General features: G+C 62.5%; 23 protein-coding genes and 1 tRNA gene. 9 read left to right on the top strand and 15 right to left on the bottom strand.

The genetic code is table 11. The features are described 5' to 3' along the window. Positions 1-102 precede the first annotated feature (102 nt). Positions 103-179: transfer RNA gene (locus NKH98_RS27810), tRNA-Met, on the bottom strand. Between the two features lie 307 nt (positions 180-486). On the opposite strand from NKH98_RS27810, the gene NKH98_RS27805 reads away from it, so the two are divergent. Continuing rightward, positions 487-1,446 carry a Gfo/Idh/MocA family protein gene (locus NKH98_RS27805; RefSeq protein ID WP_254819113.1) on the top strand — a complete coding sequence of 320 codons (960 nt, stop codon included), beginning with the start codon at positions 487-489 and terminating at the stop codon, positions 1,444-1,446. Between the two features lie 14 nt (positions 1,447-1,460). Here NKH98_RS27805 and mnmA read toward each other — a convergent pair whose 3' ends face one another. Continuing rightward, on the bottom strand, positions 1,461-2,651 hold the full coding sequence (gene mnmA / locus NKH98_RS27800; protein ID WP_352903357.1) for a tRNA 2-thiouridine(34) synthase MnmA: 1,191 nt from the start codon (positions 2,649-2,651) through the stop codon (positions 1,461-1,463). Positions 2,652-2,912: 261 nt separating this feature from the next. Between mnmA and sciP the strand changes: the two genes are divergently transcribed. Then, positions 2,913-3,188: a CtrA inhibitor SciP gene (gene sciP / locus NKH98_RS27795; RefSeq protein ID WP_023679563.1), complete on the top strand. Its 276-nt coding sequence runs from the start codon at positions 2,913-2,915 to the stop codon at positions 3,186-3,188. Between the two features lie 57 nt (positions 3,189-3,245). On the opposite strand, the gene NKH98_RS27790 is transcribed toward sciP, so the two are convergent. Further along, positions 3,246-4,172: an NADP-dependent oxidoreductase gene (locus tag NKH98_RS27790; protein ID WP_352903356.1), complete on the bottom strand. Its 927-nt coding sequence runs from the start codon at positions 4,170-4,172 to the stop codon at positions 3,246-3,248. Positions 4,173-4,265: 93 nt separating this feature from the next. Here NKH98_RS27790 and NKH98_RS27785 point away from each other — a divergent pair, with 93 nt between their 5' ends. Beyond that, positions 4,266-4,661, top strand: a complete 396-nt coding sequence (locus NKH98_RS27785) for a winged helix-turn-helix transcriptional regulator (protein WP_352903354.1) — start codon at positions 4,266-4,268, stop codon at positions 4,659-4,661. Between the two features lie 62 nt (positions 4,662-4,723). Here the strand turns inward: NKH98_RS27785 and NKH98_RS27780 are convergent, their stop codons facing one another. After that, on the bottom strand, positions 4,724-5,101 hold the full coding sequence (locus NKH98_RS27780) for a flagellar export protein FliJ (protein WP_352903353.1): 378 nt from the start codon (positions 5,099-5,101) through the stop codon (positions 4,724-4,726). A gap of 451 nt (positions 5,102-5,552) precedes the next feature. Between NKH98_RS27780 and ctrA the strand changes: the two genes are divergently transcribed. Beyond that, positions 5,553-6,248 carry a response regulator transcription factor CtrA gene (gene ctrA / locus NKH98_RS27775; protein ID WP_006203583.1) on the top strand — a complete coding sequence of 232 codons (696 nt, stop codon included), beginning with the start codon at positions 5,553-5,555 and terminating at the stop codon, positions 6,246-6,248. Between the two features lie 105 nt (positions 6,249-6,353). Here ctrA and NKH98_RS27770 read toward each other — a convergent pair whose 3' ends face one another. Both NKH98_RS27770 and chpT read right to left on the bottom strand, forming a co-directional pair. Continuing rightward, the gene (locus NKH98_RS27770) at positions 6,354-6,722 is read right to left on the bottom strand and encodes a response regulator (protein WP_352466765.1); all 369 of its coding nucleotides are present in this window, start codon (positions 6,720-6,722) and stop codon (positions 6,354-6,356) included. Between the two features lie 239 nt (positions 6,723-6,961). Beyond that, a complete protein-coding gene (gene chpT, locus NKH98_RS27765) occupies positions 6,962-7,591 on the bottom strand; it encodes a histidine phosphotransferase ChpT (RefSeq protein WP_254819119.1) in 630 nt (209 codons plus the stop codon). A 339-nt stretch (positions 7,592-7,930) separates the two neighbouring features. Here chpT and NKH98_RS27760 point away from each other — a divergent pair, with 339 nt between their 5' ends. Next, on the top strand, positions 7,931-8,512 hold the full coding sequence (locus tag NKH98_RS27760) for a DUF1134 domain-containing protein (protein ID WP_023679557.1): 582 nt from the start codon (positions 7,931-7,933) through the stop codon (positions 8,510-8,512). 147 nt (positions 8,513-8,659) lie between these two features. Next, a complete protein-coding gene (locus tag NKH98_RS27755; protein WP_352800111.1) occupies positions 8,660-9,823 on the top strand; it encodes a coiled-coil domain-containing protein in 1,164 nt (387 codons plus the stop codon). 110 nt (positions 9,824-9,933) lie between these two features. On the opposite strand, the gene NKH98_RS27750 is transcribed toward NKH98_RS27755, so the two are convergent. After that, a complete protein-coding gene (locus tag NKH98_RS27750; protein WP_352903352.1) occupies positions 9,934-10,731 on the bottom strand; it encodes a TrmH family RNA methyltransferase in 798 nt (265 codons plus the stop codon). 311 nt (positions 10,732-11,042) lie between these two features. Between NKH98_RS27750 and NKH98_RS27745 the strand changes: the two genes are divergently transcribed. Then, positions 11,043-12,047: a L,D-transpeptidase gene (locus NKH98_RS27745; RefSeq protein WP_352478068.1), complete on the top strand. Its 1,005-nt coding sequence runs from the start codon at positions 11,043-11,045 to the stop codon at positions 12,045-12,047. Between the two features lie 89 nt (positions 12,048-12,136). Here NKH98_RS27745 and NKH98_RS27740 read toward each other — a convergent pair whose 3' ends face one another. The 4 genes from NKH98_RS27740 to NKH98_RS27725 all read right to left on the bottom strand — a co-directional run bounded on the left by NKH98_RS27740 (position 12,137) and on the right by NKH98_RS27725 (position 14,790). Next, positions 12,137-12,475 carry an ArsR/SmtB family transcription factor gene (locus tag NKH98_RS27740; protein ID WP_254819124.1) on the bottom strand — a complete coding sequence of 113 codons (339 nt, stop codon included), beginning with the start codon at positions 12,473-12,475 and terminating at the stop codon, positions 12,137-12,139. A 173-nt stretch (positions 12,476-12,648) separates the two neighbouring features. After that, positions 12,649-13,455, bottom strand: coding sequence for a HugZ family pyridoxamine 5'-phosphate oxidase (locus NKH98_RS27735; protein WP_352478105.1), 807 nt, complete (start codon positions 13,453-13,455; stop codon positions 12,649-12,651). After that, the gene (locus NKH98_RS27730) at positions 13,427-14,188 is read right to left on the bottom strand and encodes a 3-hydroxyacyl-CoA dehydrogenase (protein ID WP_352478066.1); all 762 of its coding nucleotides are present in this window, start codon (positions 14,186-14,188) and stop codon (positions 13,427-13,429) included. The genes NKH98_RS27735 and NKH98_RS27730 overlap by 29 nt, the downstream gene beginning before the upstream one ends. 65 nt (positions 14,189-14,253) lie before the next feature. Continuing rightward, on the bottom strand, positions 14,254-14,790 hold the full coding sequence (locus NKH98_RS27725; protein ID WP_352478064.1) for a GNAT family N-acetyltransferase: 537 nt from the start codon (positions 14,788-14,790) through the stop codon (positions 14,254-14,256). A gap of 278 nt (positions 14,791-15,068) precedes the next feature. On the opposite strand from NKH98_RS27725, the gene NKH98_RS27720 reads away from it, so the two are divergent. After that, a complete protein-coding gene (locus tag NKH98_RS27720) occupies positions 15,069-16,058 on the top strand; it encodes a glutathione S-transferase family protein (protein ID WP_352478062.1) in 990 nt (329 codons plus the stop codon). Positions 16,059-16,172: 114 nt separating this feature from the next. Here the strand turns inward: NKH98_RS27720 and NKH98_RS27715 are convergent, their stop codons facing one another. Together NKH98_RS27715 and NKH98_RS27710 are read right to left on the bottom strand one after the other, a co-directional pair. Beyond that, a complete protein-coding gene (locus NKH98_RS27715) occupies positions 16,173-16,652 on the bottom strand; it encodes an ABZJ_00895 family protein (RefSeq protein ID WP_352800124.1) in 480 nt (159 codons plus the stop codon). A gap of 57 nt (positions 16,653-16,709) precedes the next feature. Continuing rightward, positions 16,710-17,210 carry an NUDIX domain-containing protein gene (locus NKH98_RS27710; protein ID WP_352903351.1) on the bottom strand — a complete coding sequence of 167 codons (501 nt, stop codon included), beginning with the start codon at positions 17,208-17,210 and terminating at the stop codon, positions 16,710-16,712. Positions 17,211-17,263: 53 nt separating this feature from the next. Between NKH98_RS27710 and NKH98_RS27705 the strand changes: the two genes are divergently transcribed. Continuing rightward, positions 17,264-18,208, top strand: a complete 945-nt coding sequence (locus NKH98_RS27705; RefSeq protein WP_352903358.1) for a metallophosphoesterase family protein — start codon at positions 17,264-17,266, stop codon at positions 18,206-18,208. 72 nt (positions 18,209-18,280) lie between these two features. On the opposite strand, the gene NKH98_RS27700 is transcribed toward NKH98_RS27705, so the two are convergent. Together NKH98_RS27700 and NKH98_RS27695 are read right to left on the bottom strand one after the other, a co-directional pair. Next, entirely contained in the window at positions 18,281-18,898 is a 618-nt protein-coding gene (locus tag NKH98_RS27700) for a hypothetical protein (protein WP_254819130.1), read from the bottom strand. A gap of 133 nt (positions 18,899-19,031) precedes the next feature. Then, positions 19,032-19,835, bottom strand: a complete 804-nt coding sequence (locus tag NKH98_RS27695) for an alpha/beta fold hydrolase (protein ID WP_352903349.1) — start codon at positions 19,833-19,835, stop codon at positions 19,032-19,034. Between the last annotated feature and the right edge of the window lie 85 nt (positions 19,836-19,920).

Raw genomic sequence — 19,920 nt, 5'->3', positions numbered from 1 at the left:
AGAGAACCTTGCAGACCATCGACAACCCGTTCGGCACGAGGTTGTCACCCATGTCTTAGGTACATTCTGTTACCCATGTCTCCGGGTCGTACCTTCGATTTTTGGTAGCGGGAGAGGGACTTGAACCCCCGACCCCAGGATTATGATTCCCGTGCTCTAACCAACTGAGCTACCCCGCCAGGGCGGCGAAGGCCCGAAATCCAGCTTAAATCGGCAGGCATATCGGCGCGTTCGCCAAGGTCGCGCGGATATAAGGTTGCGAGGCCAAGCCTGTCAAGCATCGAAGTGGCTGCCGCGCCGGCATATTGCTGGCGCCTAAAGCTTTGCCGGGCAGACATTTGGGCGCACACGTCATGGGGGGCGGGAGCTGCAGTCTCCGAACGCGCCTAAAGCTTTGCCGGGCAGACATTTGGGCGCACAGGCCGGGGTTGAGTTCAGCGAGGCACGTCGCTATGTCTCGGCCACGAAAGCCATGGTCATGAGTTGATGAAACCGCGCATTGCAGTCCTCGGTTGCGGATACTGGGGCAGCAACCACATCCGCACCCTAAAGGCGCTCGGCGCGCTGCACGCGGTTTCGGACGTCAACCCCGCGCGTGCGGAGGGTTTTGCCAGCGAGCAGGATTGCCTGGCGATCGAGCCGGAGGCGCTGTTTGCCCGCGACGATGTCGACGCCATTGTCATGGCGCTGCCGCCGCAGTTCCATGCCGACATGGCGGTGCGCGCCGTGCTCGGCGGCAAGGACGTGCTGGTGGAGAAGCCGATCGCGCTGACGGTGGCCGATGCCGAACGCTCGGTGCAGGCGGCCGCCGATAATGGCCGTGTCTTCATGGTCGGCCACGTGCTGCGCTTTCATCCCGCCTTCGAGACGCTGAAGGCGCTGATCGACAATGGCGAACTCGGCGAAGTCCGCTACATCCACTCGCATCGGCTCGGGCTCGGCAAGTTCCACACCGAAAACGACGCGTTGTGGGATCTGGCGCCGCACGATCTGTCGATGATCCTCGCCATCACCGGCACCGAACCGGTCGAGGTGCGCGGCGAAGGCGCTGCCCTTCTCGACAATCTCAGCGACTTTGCGCATCTGCATATGCGCTTTCCCAGCGGCTTGCGCGGCCATCTGTTCGCCTCGCGGCTCAACCCTTACCGCGAACGGCGGCTGACCGTGGTCGGCACCAAGGCGATGGCGGTGTTCGACGATGTCGAGCCGTGGGAGCGCAAGCTTGCCGTCTACCGCCATGCGGTGTGGCAGGACAGCGGCCAATGGGCGTTCACCGCCAACGAGCCGTCCTATGTGGCGGTCGGCGAGGGCATGCCGCTGACGCGCGAGCTGGAGCATTTCATCCACTGCATCGAGACGCGGGCCGAACCGCGCACCAGCGGTGAGGAAGCCATCCGCGTGCTGCGCATCCTGACCGCCGGCACCGTTGCCCACACCAGACCCTAAAGAGAAAACGCCGTCTATTCGGCGGGAACCCGCGCCGGCTGGACGGCAAGCCGCGTCAGCATCGCTTCGGCTTCGGCGCCGCGCTCGGAGCGCTGGATGAAGCCGCCGCCGAACACGCGCGCCTCGTTGCCGTGGTCGGAATAGAGCACGCAGGCCTGACCGGGGGCGATGCCGGACTCGCCGTCAACCAGCTCCACCGAAGTGACGCCGGCGCGGTGATGCAGCACCGCCGGGCGCGGCGGCCGCGTCGAGCGCACCTTGGCGAAAAGCTCAAGCCCGGCCGCCGGGATATCGGTCAGCGGGCCATCGCCGAGCCAGTTCATGTTGCGCAAGAAGATCTTGTGGGTTTCCAGCGCCTCGCGCGGGCCGACGACGACACGGGCCCGGTCGGCGTCGAGATGGACGACGTAGAGCGGCTCGCCGGAGGCGATGCCGATGCCGCGGCGCTGACCGACGGTGTAGCGCAAAATGCCCTCGTGACGGCCAAGCACGCGCCCGTCTATATGGACGATGTCGCCCGGATTGGCGGCAGCCGGCTTCAGCTTGGCGATGATGTCGGAATACTTGCCCTGCGGCACGAAGCAGATGTCCTGGCTGTCCTGCTTGGCCGCAACCGTCAGTCCCATCTCCTCGGCGATGGCGCGAACCTCAGGCTTCGACAGGCCGCCGAGCGGAAAACGCAGATAGTCGATCTGCGCCTGGGTGGTGGCGAACAGGAAGTAGCTCTGGTCGCGGTCGGCGTCGACCGGCCGGTAAAGCGCGCGATGGGCGCCATTGGCGCCGGAGCGGATGTAGTGGCCGGTGGCCAGCGCATCGGCGCCGAGTTCCTTGGCGGTCGCGAGAAGGTCGGCGAATTTCACCGTCTGATTGCAGGAAACGCAAGGGATCGGCGTTTCGCCGGCGACATAGCTCTCGGCGAACGGGTCGATCACCGCCTTGCGGAAGCGCTCCTCGTAATCGAGCACGTAATGCGGGATGGCGAGCGTCTCGGAGACGCGGCGGGCATCGTCGATGTCCTGGCCGGCGCAGCATGAGCCGGCCCGGTGCGTTGCCGCGCCGTGGTCATAAAGCTGCAGCGTGACGCCGACGACGTCGTAGCCCTCGCGCTTCAGGAGGCCGGCAACGACCGACGAATCGACACCGCCCGACATGGCGACGACGACGCGGGTGTTTTCGGGGCGTCCGGGAAGATCGAGGCTGTTCATGGTTCTTTCGTTCTGCGCGGCGCTTCAATGCCAATGGCCGGAATATAGGTCAAGCGTCTCGGCTGCGCCAGCTTTGCCGGGCCGGTTCATTTTTCCTGCCGGGTTCAATGCGCTTGCCGGCAGATGTTTCAAATGCCGATGAAAAGGCTAACGCCGCGTTCATGATCCTTACCTAACCATTAGGGTCTGCTTAGGCAAATTTTAAAGCTGTGGCGGTAATGTGGTGGCGATTGGGTCTTTGAGTTTTTTGTAGAGAGTACGATGACCGATCTAATTAGACCGCGAGTCAAATATGTTATCGGGCCAGACGGCAGCCCACTTACTATCGCCGATCTGCCGCCGACAAACACACGTCGCTGGGTTATCCGGCGCAAGGCGGAAGTGGTGGCGGCGGTGCGTGGCGGGCTTTTGAGCCTCGAAGAGGCATGCCAGCGCTACAAGCTCACCACCGAGGAATTCCTGTCCTGGCAGGCGTCGATCGACGAATACGGCCTTGCCGGCCTGCGCACCACGCGCATCCAGCAATACCGGCATTAGGCCGATAAGGGCGCTGATCAGCGCCCTTACGTTTGCGAGGGGCGACGATCTGCAATTTCAGACCGTCAGCACCACCTTGCCGATCGGCCTGGTGGCGAGAAAGGCATGGGCGGCACCGGCCTGTTCGAGCGGAAACGCCTTTGCCACGTGGACGGCCATCTTTTTCGCGTCGATCAATTTGCCGAGCTCCACCAGGGCGGCACGGTCGGGCACTACGGACATGCGCTCGACGCGGATGCCTCGCGTCCTGGCCTTTGCCTTGGTGGCATCGCTGACATCGAGCAGCGACACCAGAACGCCGCCGGCGGTGAGCACTTTCAGCGATTGCTCCGCATGTACGCCGCCGAACGGGTCCAGAACCAGATCGATGTCGCGGGCCTTCCCGGTGAAATCATCCCTTGTGTAGTCGATCACCTCGTCGGCGCCGAGCGAGCCGACGAAATCGAGCTTTTCCGGGCTGGCGGTCGCGACGACGTAAGCGCCGTGCGCCTTGGCGATCTGTACCGCCAGATGGCCGACGCCACCGGCTCCGGCGTGGATCAGCACGCGCTTACCAGGTTCGAGCCGGCCATGGCGAACAAGGCCTTGCCAGGCCGTCAGGCCGGCCAGCGGCAGCGCGGCGGCTTGCGCGTGATCTATGCCTTCGGGTTTCGGCGCAAGCTCATCAGCCGGGACAGCGGCGAGTTCGGCGTAGGCTGCCGCCTGTTTGGGAAAGCGCGTCATGCCGAACACGGCATCGCCGACCTTGAGGCCGGAGACGCCGGAGCCCAGCGCCTCGACAACTCCCGAAACGTCCCAGCCAAGGACAAAAGGCGGCTCGCCAAGCAGCGGATAGTGGCCGCCGCGCACCGCACCATCGACCGGATTGATGCCGGCCGCCTCGATGCGGACGAGCACTTCGCCGGCCTCGGGTGATGGCGCGGGGCGATCGGCAATGACGAGGACGTCGGGTCCGCCGAAGGAATTCTGGACAATGGCACGCATGGAAGGCTCTCCTGCTGGTTTTGATATGCCACTATCATTTGGATAGTTACATTCTCTTGTCTAGTATGTACCTTTTTGATATATACGCACCTCATGGATAGTGAAGATGTTTCCCCTTTCGGCTATGACGCCTTTCGGCGGTCGTGCCCGTCACACGCCGTGCTCGAGACGCTCGCCAGCAAATGGGTCTACCTGGTGATCTGTGCGCTGCGCCGGGGCCGGCTCCGCAACGGCGAATTGGCGCGCAAGCTCGAAGGCATCACGCCGAAAATGCTGACGCAGACGCTGCGTATCCTGGAACGCGACGGGCTTGTGCGGCGCGAGGTTTTCCCGGTCGTTCCGCCGCGGGTCGAATATGAGCTGACCGAACTTGGCCAGAACCTGGCAGGACTGCTCAATCAGATCAGAGCCTGGTCGGAGCGGCATGTGCCCGACATCAAAAATGCGCGCGCACGGGCGGCGGAACAGCAAGAAGATCTGGGTGCCTGAGGCGGGCACAGTTCGGTGCGCAGCAATAGCGCGCAAGCGCGACGCGCGTTAAAGTCTTGTTTTCAGCCGATCATGGCGCTGCGGCCGCCGACTTCCGTGTCGCGCGCCTTGGTGTCGCGCGATTCCAGCATCTCGGCCTTGGAAAGCTCCGCTTCGGCTTCGCTCAGCAATGATTCGGCGACATTTCGCTGCTGGGCGAGGTCGCTTTGCGAATTTCTAAGGTTGTCGCGGCGTAGACGTGCCGCCTTGGCGAAGGTTGGATAAGCAAAGTGATTGATGTCGGTGATGCCGGCCTTCTTCTCTTCGGCAGCGATCTGAAGTTCCAGCTCGACGGCCATGCGCTCGAATTCGGCGATCATCATGTCGAGCTGCAGCAGCTGCCGCCGCTTCTCGCTCACCTGAAATTGCTTCAGCCGAACGAGGTTTTCACGTGACTTCATGATTCGGTACTCCCGGAAACGCACACCTGCACATATCGTCCAATTCACCCGGCAAGGCCCAGGCCTGACCCGTTTCCACCGGCTTTCCCGGAACTATGGGAAACAAACTCCTAAAGTTTTTTGCCGGCGGTAACCATTCGTTTACGGGCATTGTTAATCATACGGCTCAGGACTTAAGGGCGGGTAAAAATTCTGCTTCTCGTCGCGAAACCCGGCCAGTGAGTCCGAAGAGTCACTTAGTCTGGCTTATTAATGTGCCGCATTAACGGTTTGGGTCTGTGATTCGTTATTGGATTCAACAAGGTGTAGAAAGGGGTTAAAAAATCTGATACCGTCACGGACGGGGAATTAGGTTTTATTAACCATTCGATGGCAGCCTCTGCTCAGGGCAATCACTGCTCCGGTCCTGGACGGGTCGTGAAATGGTCCGGCAGCAGAAAAGGGGAATGAAATGCGCGTTCTGCTGATAGAAGACGACAGTGCAACCGCACAAAGCATCGAGCTGATGCTGAAATCAGAAAGTTTCAATGTCTATACGACCGACCTTGGCGAAGAGGGCGTCGATCTAGGCAAGCTTTATGATTACGACATCATTCTCCTCGATCTCAATCTCCCCGACATGTCGGGCTATGAAGTTTTGAGAACGCTTCGCCTTTCCAAGGTGAAGACGCCGATCCTTATCCTCTCCGGCATGGCCGGCATCGAGGACAAGGTGCGCGGCCTCGGCTTCGGCGCCGACGATTACATGACCAAGCCCTTCCACAAGGACGAACTGGTCGCCCGCATCCATGCCATCGTGCGGCGTTCCAAGGGCCACGCCCAGTCGGTCATCACCACCGGCGACCTGGTGGTCAATCTCGATGCCAAGACCGTTGAGGTCGGTGGCCAGCGCGTGCATCTGACCGGCAAGGAATATCAGATGCTGGAACTGCTCTCGCTGCGCAAGGGCACCACGCTGACCAAGGAAATGTTCCTCAACCATCTCTATGGCGGCATGGATGAGCCGGAGCTGAAGATCATCGACGTCTTTATCTGCAAGCTGCGCAAGAAGCTTGACGCCGCGTCTGGCGGGCAGAATTACATCGAGACCGTCTGGGGCCGCGGCTATGTGCTGCGTGAGCCCGAAGATATCCGCGTCAGCGCCTGAACTAGCGGCGTGATCCCAAGGTGGGCGCCGGGTTTTTCGGAAAAGAACTTGGCAAAACAACAAGATAGAGCCGATCCGATTTTGGTCGGAATGGAACAGCTCTGATCAGGCGGCAATCTTCAAGGCGCGGAAGCACTCGAGCAATTGCGGCCGGTTGAACGGCTTCAGCAGGTAGCCCTGGGCACCGGCTCGTTTTGCGCGCATGATCGCCCCGACATCGACCTCGACCAGCGAAATCAAAACCTGCGGCAATACCGGGCTTTCCATGGCGCGCACGCGGCGGATGAGGTCCTGCGCCTGCATGTCCGGCAAGGCGCCGTCGACGACGATGATATCAGGCATGTCGGCCGCGCACATCTCGATCGCCTCGTGGCCGCTGGCGGCTTCGATCACCATCATGCCGGAACCGCCCAGGATACGCCTTGCGACCTTCCTGATGACGCTCGAATTATCGACGAACATGCAGCGTTTCATTCCCGGACCCTCTTGCCGTTTGGCGAACCGACAGCGTCGTGGCATCTGTCGGGGAACATAGGCCGATCTGGTAAAGAAGCCGAAAAGCCGTTAGGTAAAATTCTCCTGAAGGTGTTTTTTAGCGAAATCTTCTTTCGCAATGCTTCACGCAATCAATCTGCAAGCGCGTCTCACAGATATTAAGACCACGCCGTAAATATGACTTGGAGAAAATACTTTCCCCGCTCTTTCGGAGAACTTCAGGCTGCGGAAAGGACGATCTCGTCGGCGGTCGCGTGGATCGAAATCGTCATGTTGGCTTCGCGGGCCAGGAGCAGCGTGTAATAGGGCTGCACCGAATGCGCGTCGATCGGCTCGTCCGGCCTGTTGCCGGAATGCAATTCCAGGAATTTGGGCGGCACGCGCAGCATCGGGCCGCTCGCCGCGAGTGCAAAGCGCGGCTCGGTCTCCAGGTTCTCCAGCGTGACCGCCAGCCTGCCGCCGCGCGGAATGGCGGCGTTGGCGACGAGGATGAGATTGAGCAGCAGCTTGACCTTGTTCTTGGGCAACAGCGCACGGGTCCCGTTCCAGACCAGTTCCGGCTTCTCGTTCTTCAGGAAGGCGATGGCCACGGCCTCGGCATCCCCGGTGTCGATCAGCATGCCGGCGGAACCGGCGGCGCCGAAGGCGATGCGGGCGAATTGCAGGCGGGCGGAAGCGTTTTTGGCGCTTTGGCGGATCAGTTTCATGGCGTCTTCGTCGGCGCCGCCCTCGTCGAGCAGCTCAAGCCCGTTGTTTATGGCGCCGACCGGCGAAATGATGTCGTGGCAGACCCGGCTGCACAAAAGCGCCGCCAGGTCGGGTGCGGAAAGGGTGAAAAGCTCGGCCATCGGCAAAAATCCCTGCAAATTTCACAACACAATGACCGGGCGATCATGACCACGCCTGTCAACACGAATCACGCTCTCTCCCAAGCATTCTGAATACACAGCGCTTGTGCGTGCAGCAACAAATCCAAAATTGTCGTTGTCGAAAATGGTGTGTTCACGCAGCAGGGTGCTGCGCGGGCGATGCGAAACAGCCTTCGAACCGCCATCTTCATGTGAGAGTTTAATGGTTGAAAAAGGATTACGGCATAGTTTGCCCCTAACAGTCATCCTTAACGGCCGCCAAAGAGCCGTACGGATGCGAGGCGTCGGCGAAAGTGCTCCCTGACGGAGATTGGAAGCATGGTTTCCCGATTCTACGACCGGACTTTTTTCCGTGTCATCTCAATGACGATCGCGCTCATCGGCCTTGTCGCCTTTTCGGCATCGGCGGCGCGGGCGCAGGAATACACGGCCCAGGAGATCGTCGATTCCGGTCATAAATTCTTCGGCGCGACATCGGGCGGGCTCGCCACCGTCGTCGAGAAGATTTTCGCCACCTATGGCCTGCCGAACGGCTATCTGCTCGGCGAGGAGGGGTCCGGGGCGCTGATCGGTGGCCTGACCTATGGCGAAGGCACGCTCTACACCAAGAATGCCGGCGATCACAAAGTGTTCTGGCAAGGCCCGTCGCTCGGCTGGGATTTCGGCGGCGAGGGCTCGCGCGTCATGATGCTGGTCTACAATCTGGACGATGTGAGCAGCCTCTATAACCGTTTTGGCGGCGTCGCCGGCTCCGCCTATGTCGTCGCCGGCGTCGGTTTCAACGTGCTGAAGAACAACAATGTGCTGCTCGTGCCGATCCGTACCGGCGTCGGCGCCCGTCTCGGCGTCAATCTCGGCTACCTCAAGCTCACCCAGCGCGCGACCTGGAATCCGTTCTGACCGGCATGACGGAGCGACGGCGATTGGGCCTGTGATCCAGCGGCCCGAGCTTTGCCGCGGCATACTCTTGCCGTGGCGCCGGATTTCCGTCATGCGAAGATGGCAAAGTCGACCTTTGGCGGTTGCCATGCACAACGGATAGTCATCTTGGTCCAGTCGATCCTGTTCTTTGTTCTCGGCTTTCTCTGCGCGGGCTTTCTGGCGCTGATGATTGCTCCGGCCGTGTGGCGGAGGGCGGTGGCGCTGACGCGCAAGCGCGTCGAGAGTTCGATGCCGTTGACGCTGGCCGAGATCCAGGCCGACAAGGATCGCATTCGCGCCGAGTTCGCGGTTTCGGTGCGCCGGCTTGAAATGACCGTCAAGTCATTGCGCGAGAAGGCCGCCGAACAGCTGGTCGAGATCGGCCGCGACCGCGAAGCCCTGAAGGAATTGGCGGCCGAGCGGCAGGACAAGAACCGGGTCGTCGCCGATCTTACAACCAGGGGCGAGGAGCTTCGCAAGCGCGATGAGCAGCTGCAGCAGCTGTCGGAGCGGCTTGCGGAGACCGAGCGCGCCCTCGAAAAGCGCGGGCTCGAACTGCGGAAACTGGAGCACATGTATGACGACGCCAGTTTCTCATCCAGCAGCCGGCAGATCGAGCTGGTGGCGCGCGAATCCGAGCTGCAGAAGCTGGCGAGCGACATTTCGCTGCTGCGCGGCCAGCGCAAGGAGGCGGACAGGCGCAGCCAGGAATTGGCAGCCGAAAGCAAGGCTTTGCGGGACGCGCTGAAGGCCGAGAAGAAAAGAACCGGCGACCTCGAAAAGAAAATCGAACGCCTGCTCGCCACGCTGGCCGATCGCGAGGACAGGCTGGAGCGCCGCGAGAGGGAACTGGTGCGCCTTCGCGAAAAGCCGAAAAGCGCTGAAAGGGCGCCTGCGGCGGGTCTTGCCGGCGTGCCAGGCAGTCAGGTCAATGCGGCCGCCAACGGCGACATCGAAAAGACAACCGCCAAGCTCGACGCCGACCGCGAGCGGCTGGAGGCCAGGCTGACATCGCTGGCACGCGAGAACAGGCGGCTGAAGACAGATCTTGCTGCCGTCGAAACGTCGAAATCACGGGCCGGAGATGATGCCGGCAGCCCCAGCGCGGCATTGCGCGAAGAGATGAACGATCTGGCGGCGCAAGTCGTGGCCTTGACGGCAAGGCTCGACGGGCCGGATTCGCCGATCGCCCGGGCGCTTGCAGCGGCTGAGGATACGCGGCCGGGGAGCGGCGGACGCAGCCTTGCCGATCGGGTGCGGGCGCTGCAGAAGGCCGCTTCGACCGACTGAGATTCCGCAAGCGCGAGCGCGGCGGCTCTGAAGCGCGTCGCGTTCGACCGGCCTCATCAGACGTGCTTTAAGTTATCGCAAAACCGCCGCACGCTTTTGCGCAGCCTGCATCAGGCTGCGGAAAAATGATGCAGCGCGATGGCTGACGCGGCGGCGACGTTCAGGCTGTCGAAGCCTTGCGCCATACCGATCCGCAGTGTCTGCAGGCGGGCAAGCAGGCTTTCCGGCAGGCCTTCGCCCTCGGTGCCGAGATAGAGCGCCAGCCGCTCGTTTCTCCTGGCATCGCGAATGTCGATCTGCCCGCGCGGCGACAAGGCGAATTGGCTGAAGCCTTGCCGGTCGAGCATTGCGGTGCAGCCGGCGGTATCGGCAAAACAGGCGAAGGGGACTTTCAAGGCAGCGCCGACCGAAACGCGGATTGCCTTGCGGTACAGCGGATCGCAGCAGGTCGGGTCGAGAAGCACGGCATCCGCGCCAAAAGCCGCGGCATTGCGGAAGATCGAGCCCATATTGTCATGATTGGCGATGCCGACCAGCACCACGATCAGCGCGCGGGCGGGCAGCGCGCCAAGCAAGGCTTCGGGGGAGATGGCCGCACCCTTGCGGCCGATCGCCAATATGCCGCGATGCATGTGGAATCCGGCGATCCTGTCTATGATTTCGCCGGATGCGACATAGATCGGAAGCCCGGCAGGCGCCTTGCGCAAGACGTCATCGAGGCCGGCCAGCCGGTTTTCGAGTACCAGCACCGATTCTGCCTCGAAGCGCCGGGCGGCGAGCAGCGTGTCAAGCACCACCTTGCCTTCGGCGACGAACCGGCCTTGCCGGCCGGCAAGATCTCGCTCCCGGATGTCGAGATAGGCTGCGACGCGGGGATCGTGCGGATCGTCTATGCGGATCGGATTCATGGCTTCCTCGGCGGACCATGGCGTCGGCCACGAATCGGGACTCGGTTTCGGAAGGCATGATGCCGGAACCGAAGCTCAGACCGTATCTCAGCGTCGAAATGGATGCACGCCGTTCTAACGGTCATCCAGTCACTGGGGCGCCGGGCCAGGATGGAATCTGCCCGGGCTTTGGCGACGGGGGAATATTGATTCCCGCGGTACGGCTCTTCGGCAAGCCGCTTCAATGCAGAATTTCGATGGGGCGAGGGAACCGCACAGGGCCATGCCGCGTCATAGAAGCGGGCTCCTGCTGCGGTCCTGGGAGGACATCGATGATCAGGCTCCTCCTCGTCTTTGCCGCCACGCTTGCCCTTGCATGCGGCGTGGCCCGCGCGGCCAAGCTCGATCCGGCCACCGTCAATCAGGCCCAATTCACTGTCGGCGAACCGAAGGGTGTCGATCCGATGCTGCTGAAGGCGCAGATCCTTCTGGATCGCGCCCGCTTCTCGCCGGGCCTGATCGACGGTCGCCTTTCCCAGAACTTCGCCAAGGCCGTCGCCGCGTTTCAGGCGGCAAACGGACTTCCGCCCGATGGCAAGCTCAGTCCACAGACCTGGAGCAAACTCATCGCAACCTCCGCCAAGCCGGTGCTGGCGACCTATGAGGTGATGCGCAAGGATGTGCGTGGACCGTTCACCCGGCGTATTCCCGCCCGCTTGGAGAGGATGGCTCGCTTGCGGCGGCTCGGCTACCGCAATGCGGTGGAGAGATTGGCCGAGCGCTTCCATGTCAGCGAGCAATTGCTGAGAATGCTCAATCCGGGCACCAGCCTCAGGAAGCCCGGCAGGACCTTGGTGGTGCCGGATGTCGACAGGGGCGACCCTCCCGCCGGCGTCGCCACCATCGAGGTCGACAAGGGCGCTCGCCTGGTGCGTGTGCTCGACCGTGCCGGCAAATGGCTGGCGGTCTACCCCGCCTCGATTGGGAGCGAGGAGAAGCCGGCGCCGAGCGGCATGGCAGAGGTCAGGCGCGTGGTGCACAACCCTACCTATCACTACGATCCGGACTTCGCTTTCAAGGGGGTCAAGACCAAGCGGCCCTTCACCATCGCTGCCGGGCCGAACAATCCCGTGGGATCGGTCTGGATCGACCTTTCCATCGAAAGCTACGGCATCCACGGCACGCCCGAACCAGGCAAGATCGGCACGACCTTTTCGCATGGCTGCATCCGGTTGACCAATTGGGATGCCGAAGACCTTGCCTCCATGGTGCAGCCGGGCACCAAGGTCGAGTTCAAGGACGAGATGGCGCAGGCCGCCGACGAGCGTGTTCAGTAGCAAGGCCGACTTGGCAGCAAGGCGGATTTGGCAGCAAGGCGGATTTGGCGGCAAAGCGGATTTGGCGGGGTGTTCTCCGCCTCGGCCGCTCAAGTCCCGGCGCGACGCAGCCGGTGAGCCATCTGCGACAGTTCACCTTCGCCAAAAATGCCGTCCAGCATATGCAGCAATTCGCGCACCGCCCCGGATTTGCAGGAATAATAGATCATTTGCCGATCGCGGCGGGTCTCGACAAGGTCGGAAGCCCTGAGCTTGGCCAGATGCTGTGACAGGGCGGATTGGCTGAGCGACACCTTCTCGGCTATGGCGCCGACCGACATCTCGCCCTCGGCCAGATAGCTCATGATCAACAAACGCTTTTCGTTGCCCATCAGCGTCAGAAACGCAGCCGCGGTTCCGGCGTTGGCGACTAGTTTGTTCGAGACCATAGATCCCCCATGCCTTCTTGCTCATCCGCCGCTATGGGGGCAATAGCGTCGGATTCCATAGACTTTCCCTATAGATGCACGCCAGCGATTCAGCGTCACTCGCAAAGGTAGAACATTTCGCTCAAATCTCAAGGCTTGCTTTCCATGCAAGCCGATTAACTGTGCGGCTGTGATTAATTTGCCGATCGGGCAGCCTTTGCCATGTCGACCAGGACAAGCCTGAGGTCGCGCGCCGCTCTCAGCGGCTCGGGGAAGAAAACCCGACAGACATTGTCGCCCGATACGAGATCCATCCCGTCCGCGTCGAACCCGGTGACGATCCAGCCGTCGCCCCCGGCTCCGCCGAAATGACTTGCGTAGAGGGCAATCGCATCGAGATGGTCGGCGTTCATATGGTCGAGTGCCGATTGCTCGCCGGCGGCAAGCTCTTCGACGATCGCTCCCGTCGCGACCAGATCGGTGCGGTCGAGCAGATAGGCCTTGCCGAAGCCTCCGTTCAGGCTGGCGCGCTCCGGTTCGAGCCGGAAGATCGAGAAGTCGCCGAGCCCGGCATAGAGTTTTGCCTTGGGGTTGCGGTTGAGGTAGCGCCGCTCGGCGCGGGCGTGTTCGTTCGATCCGCGTTCGAGCCGCACGGCGCGGCAGACGAGCGTCAGTCGCGGATGCGCCAGCGGATCGCCCTTGCCGGGTTCGCCGACGAGCAACGAGCAGCGCGGGTCGGCAAGGATAGCGCCGGTGTGGGCGGACAGCATCGAGACCAGGATCAATGGCGTGCCGTCGATGTCGGTGGCGACGCCGACGCGGCTGGCCAGCGGCGAACCGGTCCCTGGTTCGAGCACCGCCATCGCGCCGAAACGGGCGCTGCGGATCAGCGTCTTTGCCAACCTGATCGCCTCGGCGTCGGTTGCGCGGATCACATCTTTCCTGGGTTCGTCCAAAGCACCACCGTCGCTTTTATTTCGGCGCCATGCGGATGGCGCCATCGAGGCGAATGGTCTCGCCATTGAGCATCTGGTTCTCGACGATGTGCAAGACAAGTGCCGCGTATTCCGAAGGCTCGCCCAAACGGGAAGGGAAGGGTACTGCGGCGCCGAGCGAATCCTGCACCTCCTGCGGCATGCCGGCCATCATCGGCGTCCTGAAGATGCCAGGCGCGATGGTGCAGACGCGAATGCCAAAGCGGGCGAGATCGCGCGCCACCGGCAGCGTCATGCCGACGACGCCGGCTTTGGACGCGGAATAGGCCGCCTGGCCGATCTGGCCGTCATAGGCCGCGACCGATGCGGTGTTGACGATCACGCCGCGCTCGCCGCCCTGTAGCGGTTCGAGCCTCGCGGTCCGGTCGGCGACCAGGCGGATCATGTTGAAGGTGCCGATCAGATTGACCTCGATCACCTTGCGGTATTGATCGAGTGGGTGCGCTCCATCCTTGCCGATCGTCTTCAAGCCGATGGCGATGCCGGCGCAATTGACCAGAATGCGCGGCTCGCCGAGCGTCTCACCCACTCCCGCGACAGCAGCGGCACCGCTCTCCGCGTCGCTCACATCACATTGGACGGCGATGCCGCCGATGTCGGCCGCCACCTTGGCCGCCCGGTCAATGCCGAGATCGAGGACGGCAACCCTGGCGCCACGGACGGCAAGAGCGCGCGCCGTCGCCTCGCCAAGGCCAGAGCCGCCGCCGGTGACGATCGCAATCTGGCCGTTCGGGTTCATCTTGACGTTCGCCTCCCTGCCCAGACTAATGCTGCGAAGCCACCGTGCCAACAGCGCCGGAACGGTCACGCCATCGCGGCGATGTGCTCGGCAATCCTTGCCTGGTCGGCGTGGCAAACCTCGCCCACCAGCCTTGCCACCGCGCCCGGCATGATCTCGTGCGCCAAAAGCCGATCGGGATCGACCGGACGCGGCATCGAGATCTGCCCGCGCGGCAGCCTCTTGAAGCCGAGCGGGCCGTAATAGGGTTCGTCGCCGACCAGCATCACGGCAGGCGCGCCGGCCTTGGCGGCGGCTTCCAGCGCGATTGCCACCAGCTTGCGGCCAATGCCGAGATTTTTGAAGGCCGGCCGCACGGCGAGCGGCCCGAGCATCAGCGCGCGGCCGGCACCGGCGGCGATACGCGTCATCCGTACCGAGGCGACGACGATTGCGCCGTCGACGGCGACGAATGACAAAGCGCGTTCGTGCGAGCCAGCTTGGCGGATCTTGTAGGCGGCAAGCACGAAACGGCCCGGCCCGAAAGCCTCGTTGTTGATGGCGTCGATTTCAGGATCGTGCGCCGGAGTTTCCGGCAGGTATTTCACGTCGGCAAGGCTCATGGTCTTTGCGTTCCGGTATACGAGGAAAGGTTTGCTGCAAGCGGCAGCGTTCGCCAGTCAGCGCTTCATCAAGCGCGGGCGCTCTTTCGTCGTCGGTCGAACCGGATCACGGCAAAGTCAAACATGCGGATGTCCGCTACCACCAATTTTCAGCCGCCGCAATCGGCCGGCGCAGCCGACATGCACTCGACGCAGCCGTTGACGATCTGTTCAGCGTCGGGGATTTCCGCGGGGCCGCTTGCTGCCCTACATCGGGTAGGAACGCGAAAGGATATTTCATGGGATTGCTAGTCGAAGGCCAATGGCAGGACCGCTGGTACGATACCGGGGAGAGCGGCGGGAAATTCGTGCGCGCGCAGTCACAGTGGCGCGACTGGGTGACCCGCGACGGCGCGCCGGCCGAAGGGCGAAAACGCGGCTTCAAGGCCGAGCCCGGCCGCTATCACCTCTATGTCTCGCTCGCCTGCCCGTGGGCGCATCGGACGCTGATCTTTCGCGTGCTCAAGAAACTCGAGGACGTGATTTCCATCTCGGTTGTCCATCATTTCATGGGCGCCGACGGCTGGACGTTCCTGGCCGAGGACGGCGCCACCGGCGACACGCTCTACGGCCTCGATTTCCTGTACCAGATCTACACCAGGGCCGATCCCGGCTATTCGGGCCGGGTCACCGTTCCCGTGCTGTGGGACAAACGCGAGCAGACCATCGTTTCCAACGAATCCTCCGAGATCATCCGCATGCTCAATTCGGCCTTCGACGAATGGGGCGATGCCAAGCTCGATTTCTATCCGCAACCGTGGCGCGGCGAGATCGATGCGATCAATGCGCTGGTCTATCCCGCGGTCAACAACGGCGTTTACCGTGCCGGCTTCGCCACCACGCAGGCAGCCTACGAGGAGGCATTCGGCGAATTGTTCTCGGCGCTCGACACGCTGGAGGATCGCCTGTCAAAGCAGCGCTATCTCGTCGGCGGCCGCATCACCGAGGCGGATTGGCGGCTGTTCACGACACTGGTCCGCTTCGACCCGGTCTATGTCGGCCATTTCAAATGCAATCTGCGCCGCATCGCCGACTATCCGAACCTGTCGAATTATCTGCGCGACCTCTACCAGGTGCCGGGCGTCGCCGGCACGGTGAATTTGCACCACATCAAGGCGCATTATTACCGCAGCCACGAGACCATCAACCCGACACGGATCGTGCCCGTCGGGCCAGAGCTCGACTATTCCGCCCCGCATGATCGGGCGCGATTCAGGAAGGCGGCGTGAGACCGGTGGACCTAAAGCGCATCGTTCGACCCGGCCTTATGCGGTACGCTTCAGGTTCTTGTTTTGATGCATGTCGCGATCGCGAATCCGCTGCACACTTTTGCGCGACATGCATTAGCGGAAGATTTCGGTGTTGATACGGGCCTGTCTGGCAAGCTCTGCTTTCAGAAAATTCTTGCCCATGCGACTGGAGTAGCCTGCGGCGTTAATGCCGAAGACGACAAGTCCGCCAAACAGCAGGACAAAGACCCAGACGAAGAGAGGGATGGCGTCGCCCCCCGGGATGGTTCCAGCCGCAAAAGCTAGGCCTCCCAGTATCAGCGAAAGCAGACACGAGGTTAAAGACGAAAAAAGCGTTATTTTCCAATATTCGTCGCGATTAAAAAGTCGAAGGTTTTTCCTGATGAATTTGTAAGAGACGAAGGAGGTCGACCCAAACGCAATTGCAATGCCGGTGGCGTTGCCGAAGCTGTCCGGTAACGAAGGGAACATGATCGATATGCCCATAAATATGACGGTCAGGCCCATCATTACCAGACTATAGACCCCTACATAGGGCCAGACGTTCACCGATCTTGCTTGTCCGACATCCATGGTATTGCCCCCATTTCGTGAGCGATAGCTTGGAATTTTTCAAATAGCCAAGCAAGCCTACCAATAGGGTAGTGTTGGTTGACTCCCAAAAATCTCGGCGATGCGCCGCAAAGTCGCTGGTGTCGTGCCTTCCGGCAAGCGATCGAGCGAAAAGAAGCCGGCTTCGGCGATCTCGCGGTCGGGCAGTTTCGGTGCTGTCTGGTTGAACTCCTCGACCAGATAGAGGCCGACATGATCGCGGCGGCTAGCGCGGCGGTTGAAATGCAGCGATTTCAGCACCGGCGGTCCGGTCAGCGCGATGTTGCCTTCCTCGGACAGTTCGCGCGCCAGCGCCTCGATCATGGTCTCGCCCGGCTCGACGCCGCCGCCCGGAAGATGCCAGCCCGGAACATAGGTGTGGCGGATGAGGAAGACCGAATTGGAGGCTCGGTCGTGGATCAAGCCGCGCACGCCGAGCGTCATCGGCCGCCGCAGTACGAAGTACAGGTGAAACAGCCTTGCCCTGAGGCCCGGCCATCCGGTCTGGCGCAGGGCTTGCTCCGGATCCGGTGTCGTCATCGTCCGCGAAACCGTGAGTGGAAAGCGGCGCGCGCCTCGCCTATGAAGAAAAGATGTTCAGGCTCGCGCATGTTTCCGATGTCCATCTGGGGCCGCTCCCCGATGTAACCTATCGCGATCTCGCCTCCAAGCGCGTGGTCGGCTACGTCAATTGGCAGCGCAACCGCCGCCGCCACATGCACGACGCCGTCATCGACACGATCGTCGCCGACATGAAGGCCAGCGGGCCGGACCATCTCGCCATCACGGGCGACCTGGTCAATCTGGCGCTCGACGGTGAGCTCGAGATGGCCAAGCACTGGCTGGAGACGCTGGGCTCGCCCAACGACGTGTCGGTCGTGCCGGGAAACCATGACGCCTATGTGCCGGGTGCCTTCGACAAGACCTGCCGGTCGTGGGCGGCGTGGATGACCGGCGACGGCGTTAATACGCCGGTCGACCGCAACACCTTTCCGTATCTGCGCGTACGCGGCGATGTTGCGCTGATCGGCGTCTCCACGGCGCGCGCCACGGCTCCGTTCATGGCCAACGGCTTCTTTCTGGAAGGCCAGGCGGAACGGCTGCGCGGCATGCTCGACGCCACAGGCAAGCGCGGCCTGTTCCGGGTGATCATGATCCACCACCCGCCGATGCGCGGCGCCGTTTCGCAGAACAAGCGGCTGTTCGGCATCTCGCGCTTCCACAGGGTGCTTCACCGGCACGGCGCCGAGCTTGTGCTGCATGGCCATTCGCATGTGCCGTCGCTGTTCTTCATCGGCGCCCGCAAGACAAAAATCCCGGTGGTCGGCGTCGCCGCTGCCGGGCAGGCCCCCGGCAGTTCGCATGCGCCGGCGCAATACAATCTGCTCGACATCGACGGTGAAAAGGACAATTGGCGGATCAGGCTGACGCGCCGCGGCCTGACCGGGCCGGCATTGCCGCCCAGCGACCTGCAGACGCTGGAGCTTGGCGTCGAGGCCGAGGCGTCGATGGCTAGAGCAATTCCAGGAAAAGTGTGAAGCGGTTTTTCGGAATTGCGTCAGAACAAAGAGATAGAGCCGTTCAGCATTTCGGTGAAACGCTGAACCGCTTTAGAAGCTGATTTTCATCGCGACGATGCGGTCCCAGAACAGTACGAGCGAAATCGCCAGGCCGACCAGGGCGCCGGCGGCGATCAGGCCGAGGCCGGAAAAGAACGCCGACCAGCCGTTGCTGCGCGCGGCGATCTGCAGCGGCGGCTCGGCCTCCGCCACCAGGGCGCGTTTGAGGCCGGCGACGGCTTGCTCGATGCCGCCTTCCATCATTCTCTGGCGCTCGACAACGCGCTCGGCGACATAGCGCGTCACCTGGTCGGCAACGACCTTCATGTCGGTCGATTCGGCAAGGACGACGCGGCCGATGCGCGTGTCCTTGAGAAAGCGGTAGGTGCGGCGGTCGCGTCCCATGGCGACATGGCTGACGGCGTCGATCCACAGCCGTGGCTGCAGGCCGGACGAGACGGCGAAGTCGAAACTGTCCATGTCGGTGGGCACGTCGCCGAAGACCGGTGCGAGTTCGGCGGCAAGCAGATCGAGCCGCATGCGATGCGCTTCGCGCATGTCGACGACGACATCGTCGCGGTCGGCGAAGGCGTTCTTGACGTCGCGAATGGCATCGGACAGTTTTCGCGACTGATCGATCTGGGTGATGTTCTCGCCTGCGTCCTTCATCGGCGTTGCCTCGCGGGTTTGGTTAACACCGAATTAACACAGCCGCCGGCAAAATGCACTTGCCAGATCGACGGGCCGGCAAGGGTTCGGTGGAAGGAGCACCAGCGCCGCGGCCGTCCCGCGCCAGGACGGATCAGCTCGCCGCCGCAGCCAATTCTGGACGAGGCCGCCTGCTGCGGCGCCGCATGTTGCGACGGACAGCCTCGACGACCAGGCCGGGCGCTTCCTCGACCAGCATATGGCCGGCTTCCAGCACGTGGTGCAGATGAAAATGCTTCGGCAGGCCGTCCGCCTGGCTGACGGGCAGCATCGCGTCGTCGGTTCCCCAAACCACCATGATTGGCATATTCAGCGTTTCAAGCCGCTCGCTTGGGATGACGCCTTGCCGATCATCCCTGGTCATGGCGGCCCCGAGCTCGACAAGTGTCCGTAGCTGGCCGGGACGCTGCCGCATCTCGTTGACGAGATCGACCCTATGCTGCGAAGGTCGGCTTTGTGGTCCCGACATGGCGGCAAGACAGGCGCGGATTTCATCCGTGCCGGCAGCGGCGGCGTAACGACGCAGCAGCGGACCATTGATCTCAGGACCGAAACCGCCCGGCGCCAGCAGCGTCAGCGAGGCTATTTTTTCCGGCTCGTTCAATGCCATCAGGGCGGCCACGGCGCCGCCCATCGAGTGGCCGACGAGATGGGCCCGCTTAATCCCGCGAGCGGAAAAATCCGCAAGGACGGCACTGGCTGCAATCCTGGCCGGACCGCCGCCCGGAAAATCGAGTGACAGCCCATGCCCCGGCAGATCATAGGCCAACGTCCGCGCGCCGAGTGCCAGGGACGCGGCCACCTCGCGCCAGTCGTCGTGGCAGCCACCGAAACCATGCAGCAAGGCGATGATTGTCGGGCCGGTGCCCCGTTCGGCGGCGTACAGGGATGGGGTCATGCAAACTTTATGGCTTGGTGCCGGGATCAGTCAGGATGCCGGGGGCGGTCTTATGCGGATCAGTCTTTGTGGGAGGTCAGACTTA

The sequence above is a fragment of the Mesorhizobium sp. M0833 genome (assembly GCF_040319905.1).
In the GTDB taxonomy this organism is placed as follows: domain Bacteria; phylum Pseudomonadota; class Alphaproteobacteria; order Rhizobiales; family Rhizobiaceae; genus Mesorhizobium.
This window is presented reverse-complemented; position numbering and strand designations above follow the sequence as displayed.

Bases quoted from the DNA above. Each gene is read 5' to 3' on its own strand.
- NKH98_RS27805 (WP_254819113.1), top strand. From the start codon at position 487: ATGAAACCGCGCATTGCAGTCCTCGGTTGCGGATACTGGGGCAGCAAC.
- mnmA (WP_352903357.1), bottom strand. From the start codon at position 2,651: ATGAACAGCCTCGATCTTCCCGGACGCCCCGAAAACACCCGCGTCGTC.
- sciP (WP_023679563.1), top strand. From the start codon at position 2,913: ATGACCGATCTAATTAGACCGCGAGTCAAATATGTTATCGGGCCAGAC.
- NKH98_RS27790 (WP_352903356.1), bottom strand. From the start codon at position 4,172: ATGCGTGCCATTGTCCAGAATTCCTTCGGCGGACCCGACGTCCTCGTC.
- NKH98_RS27785 (WP_352903354.1), top strand. From the start codon at position 4,266: ATGGATAGTGAAGATGTTTCCCCTTTCGGCTATGACGCCTTTCGGCGG.
- NKH98_RS27780 (WP_352903353.1), bottom strand. From the start codon at position 5,101: ATGAAGTCACGTGAAAACCTCGTTCGGCTGAAGCAATTTCAGGTGAGC.
- ctrA (WP_006203583.1), top strand. From the start codon at position 5,553: ATGCGCGTTCTGCTGATAGAAGACGACAGTGCAACCGCACAAAGCATC.
- NKH98_RS27770 (WP_352466765.1), bottom strand. From the start codon at position 6,722: ATGAAACGCTGCATGTTCGTCGATAATTCGAGCGTCATCAGGAAGGTC.
- chpT (WP_254819119.1), bottom strand. From the start codon at position 7,591: ATGGCCGAGCTTTTCACCCTTTCCGCACCCGACCTGGCGGCGCTTTTG.
- NKH98_RS27760 (WP_023679557.1), top strand. From the start codon at position 7,931: ATGGTTTCCCGATTCTACGACCGGACTTTTTTCCGTGTCATCTCAATG.
- NKH98_RS27750 (WP_352903352.1), bottom strand. From the start codon at position 10,731: ATGAATCCGATCCGCATAGACGATCCGCACGATCCCCGCGTCGCAGCC.
- NKH98_RS27745 (WP_352478068.1), top strand. From the start codon at position 11,043: ATGATCAGGCTCCTCCTCGTCTTTGCCGCCACGCTTGCCCTTGCATGC.
- NKH98_RS27740 (WP_254819124.1), bottom strand. From the start codon at position 12,475: ATGGTCTCGAACAAACTAGTCGCCAACGCCGGAACCGCGGCTGCGTTT.
- NKH98_RS27735 (WP_352478105.1), bottom strand. From the start codon at position 13,455: ATGGCGCCATCCGCATGGCGCCGAAATAAAAGCGACGGTGGTGCTTTG.
- NKH98_RS27730 (WP_352478066.1), bottom strand. From the start codon at position 14,188: ATGAACCCGAACGGCCAGATTGCGATCGTCACCGGCGGCGGCTCTGGC.
- NKH98_RS27725 (WP_352478064.1), bottom strand. From the start codon at position 14,790: ATGAGCCTTGCCGACGTGAAATACCTGCCGGAAACTCCGGCGCACGAT.
- NKH98_RS27720 (WP_352478062.1), top strand. From the start codon at position 15,069: ATGGGATTGCTAGTCGAAGGCCAATGGCAGGACCGCTGGTACGATACC.
- NKH98_RS27715 (WP_352800124.1), bottom strand. From the start codon at position 16,652: ATGGATGTCGGACAAGCAAGATCGGTGAACGTCTGGCCCTATGTAGGG.
- NKH98_RS27710 (WP_352903351.1), bottom strand. From the start codon at position 17,210: ATGACGACACCGGATCCGGAGCAAGCCCTGCGCCAGACCGGATGGCCG.
- NKH98_RS27705 (WP_352903358.1), top strand. From the start codon at position 17,264: ATGTTCAGGCTCGCGCATGTTTCCGATGTCCATCTGGGGCCGCTCCCC.
- NKH98_RS27700 (WP_254819130.1), bottom strand. From the start codon at position 18,898: ATGAAGGACGCAGGCGAGAACATCACCCAGATCGATCAGTCGCGAAAA.
- NKH98_RS27695 (WP_352903349.1), bottom strand. From the start codon at position 19,835: ATGACCCCATCCCTGTACGCCGCCGAACGGGGCACCGGCCCGACAATC.